Below are 15,411 nucleotides of genomic sequence, written 5' to 3'. Positions count from 1 at the left end.
CCGCGCCGCCCCCCGCGCGCCGACGGCTCCCGCCCCCGGCGCGCGGGGGGCGAACCCCACCGGGCGCCGCGCTCCGGGGCCGCCCGATCCACCGGGTGGAAGTCGGCATCACACCGGCGAACTTCCGGACCACCGGCCCGCCGGCCCGACGCCCCCCGCCCCGGTGTCGCGCCCCGAACACCGGGGCGCCCGGGCCCCGTCCCGGGCGCCCCGTCGGCCTCCCGGCGGAACACGCCCGACACGCCCGGGACGACATTGTGGACGAAATCCCCCGGATTCCCCGTCGTGCCGGGGGCCACGCCGCTCCGGTCGGAGCCACCGGTTCACGGTGGGCGCACGGATTCGCCCCGGGGCGCGCCGGTCGCGCGGTGATGACGGTTGTGAATCCGGCGGGTGTTCAGCCGATCAACCGGCCCACCGGCGGTTTCCCGAGACGACACAATCCGGTCACACGGGTTCTGATTGCCCCTCCCCCGGGTGCGGGCAGGATTGTCCCCATCACCCGCTGAAGGCAGTACGCGTGTCCGATGCCTCCCCCCAGCCGAGTGAACGCGCCCGGGAGCAGCCATGCCCAGATCCCACTCAACTCCCCCAAACCGGATAAAAAAGACAAAGCACCCCATACTCGGCGCCGTCTCCCCACCGTCCCCGGACGCCGACGCCGCAACCCCCGCTACTCCACCAGGTGATCACCACATGATCGGTCGCATCCCCGTCCTCGATGTCCAGCCCTTGATCGAATGCGGGCGCCGCCCGGTCAAGGCCGTTCCCGGCGAGACCTTCACGGTCACCGCGACCGTCTTCCGGGAGGGTCACGACGCGCTGGGCGCGAATGTCGTACTGCGTGATCCCGCCGGACGTCCCGGGCCGTGGACCCCGATGCGCGAACTCGCCCCCGGCACCGATCGCTGGGGCGCGGAGGTCACGCCGAACGCCGAGGGCCGCTGGACCTACACCGTCGAGGCGTGGGGTGATCCCATCACCGGCTGGCTGCACGTCGCCGGGATCAAGATCCCCGCCGGACAGGACGTCGAACTCGTCCTCGCGGAGGGCGCCGCGCTGTTGCGCCGGGCCGCCTCGGGCGTACCGAAGGAGGGTGGCGGCCGGGATGTGGTGCGCGCCGCCGCCGCGACCGTCAAGGACACCTCGCTGTCGGTCGAGGAGCGCTGGGCGGCCGCCCGCTCCCCCGAGGTCACCGCCCTGCTCACCCGTCACCCGCTGCGGGAACTGGTCAGTTCCTCCCGCCCCGCGCCACTGCTCGTGGAACGCGAGCGGGCCCTGTTCGGCTCCTGGTACGAGTTCTTCCCGCGCTCCGAGGGCGCCCGTGTCGAACCCGACTCCGCGCCGGTCTCCGGCAGCTTCCGCACCGCCGCCGAACGTCTGCCGGCCGTCGCGGAGATGGGCTTCGACGTCGTGTACCTGCCGCCGATCCACCCCATCGGCACCGCCTTCCGCAAGGGCCCGAACAACACCCTGACCCCCGGCCCCGACGATGTCGGCAGCCCGTGGGCGATCGGCTCCGCCGAGGGTGGGCACGACGCGATCCACCCCGACCTGGGCACCATCGAGGACTTCGACGCCTTCGTCGAGCGGGCCCGCGCGCTGGACATGGAGATCGCCCTGGACTTCGCCCTCCAGTGCAGTCCGGACCACCCGTGGGTCAAGGAACATCCGGAGTGGTTCCGCTCCCGACCCGACGGCTCCATCGCCTACGCGGAGAACCCGCCGAAGAAGTACCAGGACATCTACCCGATCGCCTTCGACGCGGACATGCGCGGGCTGATCACCGAGACGGTGCGGCTGCTGCGCCACTGGATGTCCCACGGCGTGCGGATCTTCCGGGTGGACAACCCGCACACCAAGCCCGTGGTGTTCTGGGAGAAGGTGATCGCGGAGATCAACCGCACCGACCCGGACGTGATCTTCCTCGCCGAGGCCTTCACCCGGCCGGCGATGATGCACACCCTGGCCAGGATCGGCTTCCAGCAGTCGTACACCTACTTCACGTGGCGCAACGACAAGGCGGAGCTGACCGAGTACCTCACCGAGCTGAGCGGTGACGCGGCCTCCTACATGCGGCCGAACTTCTTCGTCAACACCCCCGACATCCTGCACGCCCACCTCCAGCACGGGGGCCGGCCCGCCTTCGAGACGCGGGCCGTGCTGGCCGCCACCCTCTCCCCCACCTGGGGCGTGTACGCCGGGTACGAGCTGTGCGAGAACGTCCCCGTGCGGCCGGGCAGCGAGGAGTACCTGGACTCGGAGAAGTACCAGCTGCGGCCCCGCGACTGGGCCGGCGCCGAGGCGGCCGGGGCCACGATCGCCCCCCTGATCACCCGGCTGAACCGGCTGCGGCGGGAGCACCCGGCACTGCGCAGGCTGCGCGGGCTGTGCTTCCACCACACGGACAACGAGCACGTGATCGCCTACTCCAAGCGGGTCCCGGCCGGAGCGCCGGGAGCCCCGGCGGGAGACACCGTGCTCGTGGTGGCGAACCTCGATCCCCACCACACCCACGAGGCCACCGTGTCGTTGAACACGGCGGAACTCGGCCTCGCGACCGCCGACGGCGGCGTCGCCGAGCCCTTCCCGGTGACCGATCTGCTCACCGGGGAGACCTACCACTGGGGCAGGGACAACTATGTGCGGCTCGGGCCGGAGCGGGCGGACGCGCCGGCTCCCTCGGCGCACGTCTTCTCCCTGCGACCGTCCTCGGAGACCGGAGGGTCACCCAACCATGAGCGTCAATGAGCCGGTCCTCGACACGTTCGAGGACACGCCCGCCCGAGACCGCGACCCCGAGTGGTTCAAGCGCGCGGTCTTCTACGAAGTCCTCGTCCGATCCTTCCGGGACAGCAACGGGGACGGAATCGGCGACCTGAGGGGCCTCACGTCCAAGCTGGATTACCTCCAGTGGCTGGGCATCGACTGTCTGTGGCTCCCCCCCTTCTTCCAATCGCCCCTGCGGGACGGCGGCTACGACGTCTCCGACTACACCGCGGTGCTCCCCGAGTTCGGCGACCTCGCCGACTTCGTGGAGTTCGTGGACGCCGCCCACCAGCGCGGCATCCGGGTCATCATCGACTTCGTCATGAACCACACCAGCGATCAGCACCGGTGGTTCCAGGAGTCCCGACGGGATCCCGACGGGCCGTACGGCGACTACTACATGTGGGCCGACGACGACAAGAAGTACGACGACGCGCGGATCATCTTCGTGGACACGGAGAGTTCCAACTGGGCCTTCGACCCGGTGCGCAAGCAGTACTACTTCCACCGGTTCTTCTCGCACCAGCCGGATCTCAACTACGAGAACCCGATGGTGCAGGAGGAGATCCTCTCGGCTCTGAGGTTCTGGCTGGACCTGGGCATCGACGGCTTCCGGCTGGACGCCGTGCCCTACCTGTACGCGGAGGAGGGCACCAACTGCGAGAACCTCCCCGCCTCGCACGAGTTCCTCAAGCGGGTGCGCAGCGAGATCGACGCCCACTACCCGGACACCGTCCTGCTGGCCGAGGCCAACCAGTGGCCCGAGGACGTCGTCGACTACTTCGGTGACTACTCGGCCGGGGGCGACGAGTGCCACATGGCGTTCCACTTCCCGGTGATGCCGAGGATCTTCATGGCCGTCCGGCGGGAATCCCGCTACCCGGTCTCGGAAATCCTGGCCAAGACCCCGTCGATCCCCTCCGGCTGCCAGTGGGGCATCTTCCTGCGCAACCACGACGAGCTGACCCTGGAGATGGTCACCGACGAGGAGCGCGACTACATGTACGCGGAGTACGCCAAGGATCCGCGGATGCGCGCCAACATCGGCATCCGTCGGCGGCTGGCGACCCTGCTGGACAACGACCGCAACCAGATCGAACTGTTCACCGCCCTGCTGCTGTCTCTGCCCGGCTCGCCGATCCTCTACTACGGGGACGAGATCGGCATGGGCGACAACATCTGGCTCGGTGACCGGGACGCGGTGCGCACGCCGATGCAGTGGACCCCCGACCGCAACGCGGGCTTCTCCACCTGCGACCCGGGGCGGCTGTACCTGCCCACGATCATGGATCCGGTCCACGGCTACCAGGTGACCAACGTGGAGGCGGCGATGAGTTCTCCCTCCTCGCTGCTGCACTGGACCCGCCGGATGGTGGAGATCCGCAAGCAGAACCCGGCCTTCGGCCTGGGCACCTACACGGAACTGGAGTCCTCCAACCCCGCCGTGCTCGCCTTCACCCGGGAGTACGGGGACGACCTGGTGCTGTGCGTGCACAACTTCTCGCGGTTCTCGCAGCCGACGGAGCTGGACCTGCGCCCACTGGAGGGCCGGTACCCGGTCGAGCTGATCGGTGGGGTGCAGTTCCCGCGGATCGGAGAGTGGCCGTACCTGCTGACCCTGGCGGGCCACGGCTTCTACTGGTTCCGACTGCGCCAGGGGACGCCGGGCGGGGTCGGTGACCCCGCCGCGGCGCTCGCCGCCGAGCGGGACGAGGGCGGCCGGCGGGCCGCCGAGCGGGCGGACGCCCGCACGCCGGGGAACTGAGCCGTTCCGGCGCCGGTGCCGGTCGGGTCGCGTGCGACCGGGCCGGTACCGCCCCCGGGGCGCCGGGGCGGTCCTGCCGGAGACCCTGCCGGGCGCGTCGGGACGGCCACCGGGGTTCGTCCCGGGTTCCGGAACCGGCCCCCGGGGGACCGCCCGGATACCGGGAACGGTCGCCCGTGCCGGTTCCGGGGGCCGCGCCGGCTCGGCCCCCGCACCGGGCACGGGCGACGGGCGGGGCGCGCGCCGCCCGGAACCCGAGGGCTTAACCGGGATGTCATCCGGACGTTCCCGCCGGCGCTCCGGCCCGGGGGAACATGCGGGGACATCACGGGCTCCGCACCGCACGGGGAGGGGGTATCGACCGGTGCCCCTCCCCCGCCGGGGCACGCCGGGGTGTCCCGCCCGTCGCGCGGGGCTCGCCGCGCGACGAGCCCTTCGCCGGCCCCGGGGAGCCGGCGGAAAGTCCGCGGGAGGGACGGTTACCCCGGACGACTCCGGGAAGCCTCCCCACTATCCCAATTTTTCATATCCTCACATGATCTTGTGGGTGGCTTTCACGGCTCCGCCCCCACAACCCCCATCGACCCCGCCGGCCCCACCCGGCCCCGGGGGACGGCACCACCGGCGTCACCGGTGCCGACCGCAGGACCGGAACCACCCGCACCACCGGCACCACCCGTTCCACCGGGTCGGCCGGCCGGGTGAGCCATCACCCACCCGGCCGATCCCGCACGACACGTCCCACCGCACCGGACAGCATCATCCGTATTTCGGGACACTTCGCCATATATTCAACGTGCCCCGGGGAAAGGACGCCATGTCGGAAAGCTCTCCGCCCCGGACGGCCCCTTCCCGAACCCGGCCGGTCGGCACCCCCGCCGGCGGCGTGCTGCTCCGTTCCCTGACGGGGTTGCTCGCCCGGTGGCTGCCGAGCCGCCGCTGGTACGCGGGCAAGGGCCGTCCGCCCGGCGGACTCACACTCCTGTCGGCCACCGAGCTGCTGCCCTGCGGTACCACGGGTCCCCAGCCCGGCCTGCTGCACCTGCTCGTGCGCGTGGGTCCACCCGGCCCCCGCATCGCCCCCGCCCCGGGGGCCGTACCGGGCGATGCCGACGGGGAGGGCGACGGCGACTGCTATCAACTCCTGCTGGGCGTTCGCCCCTCCCTCCCCCCGCACCTCGCCGACGCCTTCGTCGGAACCCCCGCCGACGGGCCGTTGCGCGGCCGGGCCGTGTACGAGGCGCTGGAGGATCCCCGGTTGCTCACCCTCCTGTTGGAGCGGCTGCGGGCACCCGGCGCACTCGGGGCGCTGCGCTTCGAACAGGCCCCGGGCGCCGGGATCCCCTCCGGTCTCCCCGGCCGACTGTTGAGCGCAGAACAGAGCAACTCATCGGTGGTATACGGGAATTCACACATCCTGAAACTGTTCCGCCGGGTGAGTCCCGGGATCAACCCCGATCTGGAGCTCTCCCTGGCGCTGACCGAGGAGGGCGGCACCCGGGTGCCGCCGCCCACCGCCTGGTTCGAGGCGGACCTGCCCGGCACCTCCGAGCCGGTCACCCTCGGCATCCTCCAGCCCTTCCTCGATGGGTCGCGGGACGGCTGGCACCTGGCCCTGAGCTCCCTGCAGCACCGGACCGACTTCGAGCTCTGCGCCCGGGACCTGGGCGTGGCCACCGCCGAGGTGCACACCGCGCTCGCCCGGGCGCTGCCCACCGGCGTGCTGCGCCGCCCGCAACTGGAACAGGCCGCGGCGGAGATGTCCCAGCGGCTCGACGCCGCCGCCGCGGCCGTTCCCGCCCTGCGCCCCCACCGCGCGGAGCTCCGCCGCACCTTCGACGCCGTCGCCGAACACGGCCGGCGCGGCGGCCGGCTCGCCGCCCAGCGCATCCACGGCGACCTGCACCTCGGGCAGGTACTGCTGCACGAGAATCGGTGGAGCCTGATCGACTTCGAGGGCGAACCCGCCCGGCCGTTGGCCGAGCGGCGCTCCCCGCAGCCCACCATCCGCGACGTGGCCGGGATGCTGCGTTCCTTCGACTACGCCGCCGCGCAGCACCGCGACCCGGGGCCGCGCGCCCAACGGTGGGCCCGGCTCTGCCGGGACGCCTACTGCCGGGGGTACGCCGAGGGCGGCGGGCGCGATCCGCTGGAACACCCCGAACTGCTGCGCGCGTGGGAGACCGACAAGGCCGTCTACGAGGTGTTGTACGAGGCACGGCACCGTCCCGCATGGCTGCACGTGCCGATGGCCGCGATCCGCCGGCTCGCCGAGGAGGCCGCCGCCTGACCCGGTTCCGGCGGTGCCCCGAACATCCACCGGGGCACCGCCGGATCCGGGCACCGGCGCCGATCGACCGGCCCCCGGATCGCGCGCCGCCGGCCGGCGCCCGACCCCGTCCGACCGCATCCACATTCCGCCGGCTGCCGGAAGGCCGGCCCGATCCGCATCCGAGGAGCCCCCGTGGTCCCCCCTCCCGTTCCCCGCGAGACCTCCGCGCTGACCGCCCCCGTCCCGCTGCCCGACGAGGAGCGCGCCCGCCTGCTCGCCGGGGCGCACCACGATCCGCACTCCCTCCTGGGCGCCCACCGGGTGACCGGTGGCGTCCGCCTGCGGGTCCTGCGCCCGTACGCCGAGCGGGTGACCGTCGATTACGACGGCGGTCGGGTCCGGCTCGTCCCCGAGGGTGACGGCCTCTTCGCGGCCGTGCTCCCGCTGCGCGAGATCCCCGACTACCGCCTGCGGATCCGCTACGGCGGGTCCGGCGAGACCGACGACGGCGAGGGGAACGGCGCCGGGGAGGGGACCGAGGTCGTCACCGCCGACCCGTACTCCTTCCTGCCGGCCCTCGGCGACCTGGACCTGTACCTGATCTCCGAGGGCCGGCACGAGGAGTTGTGGCGGGTGCTGGGGGCGCGGGTGATGACCCACCGGGGGGTGACCGGCACCCGGTTCGCGGTGTGGGCGCCCAACGCCCGGGGCGTCCGCGTCACCGGTGACTTCTGCGTGTGGGACGGCACCGCCTTCCCCATGCGATCGCTGGGCTCCAGTGGGGTGTGGGAGCTGTTCCTCCCGGGTGTCGGCGCCGGCGCCCACTACAAGTTCGATGTCTGCGGCGCCGACGGCTCACACATCCTGCGGGCCGACCCGATGGCCCGGCGCACCGAGTGCCCGCCCGCCACGGCGTCGATCGTCGAGGAGTCGGAATACGAGTGGGGCGACGCCCGGTGGATGGCCGAACGCGGCCGGCGTCCCTCCCACGCCGCGCCGATGTCGGTGTACGAACTGCACCCCGCCTCCTGGCGGCCGGGCCTGGGCTACCGCGAGTTGGCCGAGCAACTACCGGTGTACGTCAAGGAGATGGGCTTCACGCATGTGGAGCTGATGCCGCCGGCCGAGCACCCCTTCGGCGGCTCCTGGGGCTACCAGGTCACCGGCTACTGGGCGCCCACCGCCCGGCTGGGCACGCCCGACGAGTTCCGCGCCCTGGTGGACGCGCTGCACCGGGCCGGGATCGGTGTGATCATCGACTGGGTGCCGGCCCACTTCCCCAAGGACGAGTGGGCGCTGGCCCGCTTCGACGGCACCCCCTGCTACGAACATCCCGATCCGACGCGGGCCGAGCATCCCGACTGGGGCACCCTGGAGTTCGACTACGGACGGCACGAGGTGCGCAACTTCCTGGTCGCCAACGCCGTGTACTGGTGCGAGGAGTTCCACATCGACGGGCTGCGGGTGGACGCGGTCGCCTCGATGCTCTACCTCGACTACTCCCGCGAGGAGGGCCAGTGGTCGCCGAACGAGTTCGGCGGCCGGGACAACCCCGACGCGGTGCGCTTCCTCCAGGAGATGAACTCCACCGTCTACCGGCGCTGCCCGGGCGTGGTGACCATCGCGGAGGAGTCCACCGCCTGGGACGGCGTCACCCGCGCCACCCACGAGACCGGACCCACCGGCATCGGCGGCCTGGGTTTCGGCTTCAAGTGGAACATGGGCTGGATGCACGACAGCCTGGTGTACATCTCGAAGGACCCGGTGCACCGGGTCCACCACCACGGCGAGCTGACCTTCTCCATGGTCTACGCCTACTCGGAGAACTACGTGCTGCCCATCTCGCACGACGAGGTGGTGCACGGCAAGGGCGCGCTGGTCTCCAAGATGCCCGGTGACTGGTGGCAGCGGCGGGCCAACCACCGCGCCTACCTGGGCTACATGTGGGCCCACCCGGGCAAGCAACTGCTCTTCATGGGACAGGAGTTCGCGCAGGGCGCCGAGTGGTCCGAGGAGGAGGGACCGCAATGGTGGGTGCTCGACCCGGGCTGGCCCGCCGCGCCGGACCACCGGGGCGTGCAGCACCTGGTGCGCGACCTCAACCACGTCTACCGCGACCACCCCGCCCTGTGGGAGCGGGACACCGAGCCGGCCGGCTTCTCCTGGATGGAGGCGAACGCGGCCGAGGACAACGTGCTGGTCTTCGCCCGGTACGCGGCCGACGGCACGCCGCTGCTGGCCGTGTGCAACTTCTCCCCCGTGGTGCGCTTCGACTACCGGGTGGGCGTACCGGACGACGTGGAGCGCTGGGAGGAGATCCTCAACACCGACGACGAGCGGTACGGCGGCGGCGGCATCGACAACCCGGACGTCCTCAAGGCCGAGGACACGCCCTGGCACGGGCGCGCGAACAGCCTGGTGCTGACCCTGCCCCCGCTGGCCACGGTCTGGCTGGGCCCGGCGGCCTGACCGACGTCCCGTCGGTCGGTCCGGCGGCCGTCCCGACGCCACGGCCCCGGCTCCCCGTTCCCGAACGGGAGGCCGGGGCCGTCGGCTTCACTCCCGGTGTTCACGACCCTTACGAACAAAAGCGCGACAGCGATGGTGAGCCGTGCCACATTCACCCGAACCCACCGGTTACCGCGAGATGGCCGGAACATTTCGGAGGATGAGTCATGGCGACGACGGAGACGCCGACCGCGGAGACGCGGGCCCGGCACGACGCGGGTCCCCGCCCCGGGGCGACCGAGGAACACCTGCCCCGACGAAGAATGTGGCTGGGACGAGTCCTCGGCCCCGTGCTGGCCCTGGCGGCCTACCACCTGATCCCCGCCGACCCGGACCTGTCCACCGCCGCCCGGACCGCGCTGGCGGTGGTGGTCCTGGTGGCCGTGTGGTGGATGACCGAGGCACTGCCGCTGGCCGCCACCTCCCTGGTACCGATCGTGGCCCTCCCCCTGTTGGGGATCTTCCCGGTCGCGGAGGCCGCCGCGCCGTACGCGAACCCGATCGTCTTCCTCTTCCTGGGCGGCTTCGTCATCGCGCTGGCCATGCAGAAGTGGAACCTGCACCGCCGGATCGCGCTGCTCACGATGCGCGCCATCGGCACCCGGCCCAAGCAGCTGATGTTCGGCGTCATGGCCGCCACCTGGTTCCTCAGCATGTGGGTGTCGAACACCGCGACCACCCTGATGATGCTGCCGATCGGTACCAGCGTGCTGGCCCTGGTGACGGCCCGCCGCACCGCCGACGGGGACACCGGGGAGGCGGCGGACACCGCCGACACCGGGGCCGCCGCCGACGGCGCGGTGGGGCCCGCGCGAAAGACCGCGAGGGACGGCGCGACCACGGCGGTCACCCCGACCGCCGTCGCCGACCGGGACGTGCGCAACTTCTCCGTCTGCATGATGCTCGGCATCGCCTACGCCGCCACCATCGGCGGCCTGGCCACCCTGATCGGCAGCCCGCCCAACCTGATCATGAGCGGCATCATGGAGGAGAGCCACGGCGTCTCCATCGGCTTCGCCGACTGGATGATGCTGGGCGTGCCGCTGTCGGCGCTCTTCCTCGTCATCGCCTGGCTGTTCCTGACCCGGGTCGCCTACCCCACCGGGCTGAGCGACGTCATGGGCGGTCGCGAGGTCATCCAGCGGGAGCTGGACGACCTGGGCCCGATGTCCCGCGGCGAGTGGACCGTGCTCTCGATCTTCGCCTCCACCGCCCTGCTGTGGGTCTTCCGCGAGCCGCTCACCGAGTGGTCCGCGCTCACCTCCGTGCTGCCGTTCATGGCCCACCTCGACGACACGGTGATCGCCATCGCCGCCGTCGTCGCGCTCTTCCTCATCCCGGTCGACACCCGGCGCGGGGTGCAGACGATGGACTGGCGAACCGTGCAGAGCGGCGTGCCGTGGGGTGTGCTGCTGCTGTTCGGCGGTGGCCTGGCACTGGCCAAGGCCGTGCAGGAGACCGGCCTGGCGGCCTGGATCGGCACGAAGATGGACGGCCTGGGCACGCTGCCGGTCGTCCTGCTCATCGCGGCGGTCTGTCTGATCATCCTGATGCTCACCGAACTGACCAGCAACACCGCCACCGCCTCCACCTTCCTGCCGGTGCTGGCCGCCGTCGCGGTCGGTATCGCGGTCGACCCGCTGCTGCTGGCCGTGCCCGCCGCCATGGCCGCCACCTGCAGCTTCATGCTGCCGGTCGGTACCCCGCCGAACGCGATCGTGTTCGGCTCCGGGCACGTCACCATGGCCCAGATGGTCCGCGCGGGCCTGTGGCTCAACCTCATCGGCGTCGTGCTGATCACGGTGATGACGCTGCTGCTCGGCGGCTGGGCGATGGGGATCGTCTTCTGACGCACGCCCCGTTCCGCCCTCCCGGGAGGGCTCCCCGGTGACGGGCCTGCCGGCTCGTACCGTCCCCGGGAGCCGGACCGGGGCCGGGGCCGGGCGTGCTCCCCCGCACCCGGCCGGCCCGGTCCGGCGGTCGGCTCCCCGTGGGGGTCCGGGGGAGCCGACCGAGGATCACCGACACCGACACCGGATGGCTCCGCCCCGATGTCCCTCCCCGGAGCGAGCCCCGGGGCGATCATCCGAACGTCTTCCCGCGCGTTCCCCGCTCCTCCCGACCGACGGACGCCCGGCGGGGTCGGGTTTCGGCCGAGACTGCGAGAATCGGCCCATGCACGCCCGGCTGAGCCTCGCCCGCCAGCTGCTGCTCCTCCAGTTGGCCGTCATCGTGCTGCTGCTCGGCAGCGGCACCGCCCTGATCGCCCTGGAGGTGCGGCGGGACAGCCGCTCCGACGCCGAGGAGCGCGCCCTGACCCTGGCCACGGGCCTGTCCCGGCTCCCCGAGGTCCGCGCCTCGCTGAAGGCCCCCGACCCGACGGCGGAACTGCGCCCCACCGCCCGCGCGGTGCGGGAGGCCACCGGCACCGACTTCATCGTCTTCATGACGCCCGACGGCATCCGGTACACCCACCCCGACCCGACCCGGATCGGGGGACGCTTCCTGGGGACCATCGAGCCCGCCCGACACGGCGAGATGGTCACCGAACAGTACGAGGGCACCCTCGGCACCTCCGTGCGGGCGGTGGTCCCGATCCACGACGACCCCGACGGCGACGGCGAGGCGGACGGAGAGGTGATCGGCCTGCTGTCGGTCGGCATCCTCCAGGACCGGATAGGCGGTGAGCTGCGGCGCCGGCTGGCCCCGGTGGTCTGGTTGGCGGGCGCGGCCCTGTCGGTCGGCGCCGCCGGCAGCTGGGCCGTCAGCCGCCGTCTGGACCGCCAGACGCTGGGACTGGGCGCGGCCGAGATCACACGCCTGTACGAGCACCACGACGCCGTGCTGCGCGCCGTCCGCGAGGGGCTGCTGATCGTCGACCCGACCGGCCGGCTGGTACTGGTCAACGACCCCGCCCGTCGGCTGCTCGGACTGCCCGCCGAGGCCGAGGGCCGACGGCCTGCCGAGTTGGCCGTGCGCGCCCCGCTGGACGAACTCCTCGCCACCGGTGAGAGCGTCACCGACCGGCTGTGCGTGTACGGGGACCGGGTGCTGGTGCTCAACACGAAGCCGATCGAGAAGGACGGCCGGCGGCTGGGGAACGTCATCACCCTGCGCGACCACACCGAACTGGAGGAACTGGCCGGTGAGTTGGACTCCGCGCGCGGCTTCGCCGACGCGCTGCGCGCCCAGGCCCACGAGTCCGCCAACCGATTGCACACCGTGATCACCATGGTGGAACTGGGGCAGACCGAGCGAGCGGTGGAGTTCGCCACCGTGGAGGTGGCCGCCGCCCAGCAACTGGCCGACCGGATGACCGCCTCGGTGACCGAGCCGGCCCTCGCCGCCCTGCTCCTGGGCAAGGCCGCGCAGGCCGCCGAGAAGGGTGTGGAACTGGTGATCACCGAGGACACCGAGGTGGACGCCGACCTGACCGGCCACCGGCACGGCATCTCCCCGCGCGACCTGGTCACGCTGGTCGGGAACCTCGTGGACAACGCGATCGACGCCGCGCTGGCGGCTCCCCCACCGCGCCGGGTCACCGTCACCGCCGCCGTCCGGGAGGAGGGACCGGGGAACGGGGGACGACCCGGCGGCGGGGAGGTACTGCTGGTGCGGGTCGCGGATACCGGCACGGGCGTGGACGGGGACCGGGTGGAGGAGATGTTCCGACGCGGCTGGTCCACCAAGACCACCGACGCCGCGCACGGCCGGGGGTTGGGGCTGGCGCTGGTGCGGCAGGTCATCGACCGGTACGGCGGCTCCGTCGAGGTCACCACGGGCGGTCCCGGCCCCGGCGACCCCGGTGAGCCGGGCACCGGCCCGGGCGAGACCGGCTCGGGCGACGCGGGCACCGGCGGGACCGGTACGCACGACCGGGCCATCGGCACCGGCGGGAGCGGCGCGGAGGGCACGGGTGGCGCGGGCGAAACCGGCACCGGCGGGGCCGACACGGAGGACGCGGACGGGACCAGCACGGACCGCGCGGGCAGGACCGACATCGGCAGCGCCGACACGGACAACATCGGTGAGGGCAGCACGGGTGGCACCGGCACGGCCGGAGCGAACGACACCGGTACGGACGGCTCGGGCGACGCGGGCACCGGCGGGACCGGTACGCACGACCGGGCCGTCGGCACCGGCGGGGCCGGGGCGGCACCGGCACGCACCGGGGCGGTGTTCACCGTCCGACTGCGGACCGGTACCGCCCCGGGGGTGACGCGAGCCCCCGACACCGGGGAGGATGGGCGGCCGTGAGACCCTCCCGCCGCGATCCGCACCGCCCCGGCGAACCCGCCGGCGGTGCCGGCGACGACGCCCGACACGACCCCGACACGACCCCCATTCGCACCCTCGTCGTCGAGGACGACCCGCTGATCGCCGAGGCCCACGCCGGTTACGTCGGCCGGGTGCCCGGCTACACCGTCGTCGGCGTCGCGCACCGGGGCGCCGAGGCACTGGAGGCCGTCGCCCGCCGCCCGGTGGACCTGGTGCTGCTCGACTTCTACCTGCCCGACATGAACGGGCTCGAGGTCTGCCGGGCCCTGCGCGCCCGTGGCCTGTTGGTGGACGTCATCGCCATCACCTCCGCCCGGGACGTGGAGACCGTGCGCTCGATGCTGGTGCACGGGGTGGTGCAGTACCTGCTCAAGCCGTTCGGCTTCGCGGCCTTCCGGGAGAAACTGGAACGGTACGCCGAGTACCGTCGGCATCTGTTGGCTCCCGCCGGGGACGCCGCCCAGCAGGACCTGGACCGGGCGTTCGGGGCCCTGCGCGGCAGCATCGGCGGCCCGGTGCCCAAGGGGTTGAGCGACAGCACGCTGACCGCCGTCGTCGACCTGCTGCGGCGGGTGGAACCGCGCGGGGTGACGGCCGCCGAGGCCGGTGCGGAGCTGGGCGCCGCCCGGGTCACGGCCCGCCGCTACCTGGAACACCTGGCCGCGCAGGGAGTGGTGGACCGTACGCCCCGGTACGGCAGTCAGGGCCGGCCGGAACACGTCTACAGCTGGGCGCTGGGTCGCGACCGCTCCCCCGGACCGCCCTGGTCCCCGGACGCGGGGGCCGCGCCGGACGGGACGGGACCGGCCCGTCCGGCGGCCGGCGGACCCGGGAGGTTCGACACCCCGGGCGGGCACCCGGATCGCCCGGACGGCCCATCGGCGGCGCCCGGCGGGTCCCCGGCGTTCTGATCCGCGTCCCCGACGAGGCCCCGCGGGCACCACGCTCCCGGAACCGCCCGCACACCCCGGGCCGGACCCGCGCACCCCGGACAACCCGGGTGGGCCGGCCGGCGGATGGCCCCGGCAGGGCCCGGTCCGCGCCGGTCGCCCCGGCGCCGCGCCGTCGACCGCGCGGCACCGGGGCGAGGGTCCGGATCAGCCGGCGGGGCGCCCGCAGCCCGGACAGAAGGCCGCGCCCTCCGGCAGGTCGTTGGAACAGCCGGCGCAGGTCGACTTCAACTCCAGTTGGTACCCGCAGCCGTGACAGAAGCGTCCGCCCCGGGTCTCGGTGGAGCAGCGCGGGCAGACCAGGGTGTGCTCGGTCTCCACGTCGTAGGAGGCGGCCCGGGACTCACCGACCTCGGAGGCCCGCCGCGACGCCTCGCGGTTGAGTCCCCGGTGCCGCGCGACGGACACCTCGGTCACGGTGTCCGGGACACAGCGCAGACAGAGCCCGAGGCCGGGATTCCAGCACGTGCCGCAGAGTTGTCCGGTGCACTTGGGGCAGCGGTTGAAGTGCTGCCGGGCGGAATCGATGGCCCGCTGGAACGCCTCGTCCCGGGCTTTGCCCCAGCCGGCGTCGGCGAAGCCGTCGGCGGCCCGACTGATGTGGCGTCCGTTGCCGCCACCCATCACCTGGCCGAGCATCCCCGCCCCGCGCCGCAGCCAGTCGGCGGCGCGGCCGGAGCCGTACGGCTCGAACTGCGATCGCCACGCGTCCCGGCACCGGGTGCAGTGGAACTCGAACTGGAAACCGGCGTCCGCCCCACTGGAACGGGACAGGTCGCGGTGATTGCGGCTGAACGAGATCTCGTTCATGAAACCCCCCATCGTTCGCCCGGTGCGCACATCTCCGCCACGGTGCGCACGGCAAGTCC

At 72.8% G+C, this 15,411-nt stretch carries 7 protein-coding genes and 1 pseudogene; 7 read left to right on the top strand and 1 reads right to left on the bottom strand.

From position 1 onward, the window contains the following. Positions 1-696: 696 nt before the first annotated feature. The 7 genes and pseudogenes from LZF96_RS12655 to LZF96_RS12625 form a co-directional block, all read left to right on the top strand. The gene (locus LZF96_RS12655) at positions 697-2,751 is read left to right on the top strand and encodes an alpha-1,4-glucan--maltose-1-phosphate maltosyltransferase (RefSeq protein WP_233870439.1); all 2,055 of its coding nucleotides are present in this window, start codon (positions 697-699) and stop codon (positions 2,749-2,751) included. Then, positions 2,738-4,534: a maltose alpha-D-glucosyltransferase gene (treS, locus tag LZF96_RS12650; protein WP_233870436.1), complete on the top strand. Its 1,797-nt coding sequence runs from the start codon at positions 2,738-2,740 to the stop codon at positions 4,532-4,534. Before LZF96_RS12655 ends, treS begins: the two co-directional genes overlap by 14 nt. A gap of 817 nt (positions 4,535-5,351) precedes the next feature. Beyond that, the gene (locus tag LZF96_RS12645; RefSeq protein WP_233870433.1) at positions 5,352-6,824 is read left to right on the top strand and encodes a phosphotransferase; all 1,473 of its coding nucleotides are present in this window, start codon (positions 5,352-5,354) and stop codon (positions 6,822-6,824) included. A 210-nt stretch (positions 6,825-7,034) separates the two neighbouring features. Continuing rightward, complete coding sequence (gene glgB, locus LZF96_RS12640; RefSeq protein WP_267940822.1) at positions 7,035-9,275, top strand: 1,4-alpha-glucan branching protein GlgB; 2,241 nt, start codon at positions 7,035-7,037, stop codon at positions 9,273-9,275. A 206-nt stretch (positions 9,276-9,481) separates the two neighbouring features. Next, entirely contained in the window at positions 9,482-11,164 is a 1,683-nt protein-coding gene (locus LZF96_RS12635; protein WP_233870427.1) for a DASS family sodium-coupled anion symporter, read from the top strand. Positions 11,165-11,489: 325 nt separating this feature from the next. Further along, positions 11,490-13,571, top strand: a complete 2,082-nt coding sequence (locus tag LZF96_RS12630; RefSeq protein ID WP_233870424.1) for a sensor histidine kinase — start codon at positions 11,490-11,492, stop codon at positions 13,569-13,571. Between the two features lie 86 nt (positions 13,572-13,657). After that, a pseudogene (locus LZF96_RS12625) lies at positions 13,658-14,323 on the top strand (response regulator); the annotation flags it as partial. A 366-nt stretch (positions 14,324-14,689) separates the two neighbouring features. Here the strand turns inward: LZF96_RS12625 and LZF96_RS12620 are convergent. Then, a complete protein-coding gene (locus tag LZF96_RS12620; protein WP_233870421.1) occupies positions 14,690-15,352 on the bottom strand; it encodes a zinc ribbon domain-containing protein in 663 nt (220 codons plus the stop codon). Between the last annotated feature and the right edge of the window lie 59 nt (positions 15,353-15,411).

This window comes from Streptomyces sp. ST2-7A (assembly GCF_021390475.1).
In the GTDB taxonomy this organism is placed as follows: domain Bacteria; phylum Actinomycetota; class Actinomycetes; order Streptomycetales; family Streptomycetaceae; genus Streptomyces.
The sequence above is the reverse complement of the archived record's forward strand: the minus strand, read 5'-3'. Positions and strand labels throughout refer to the sequence as shown.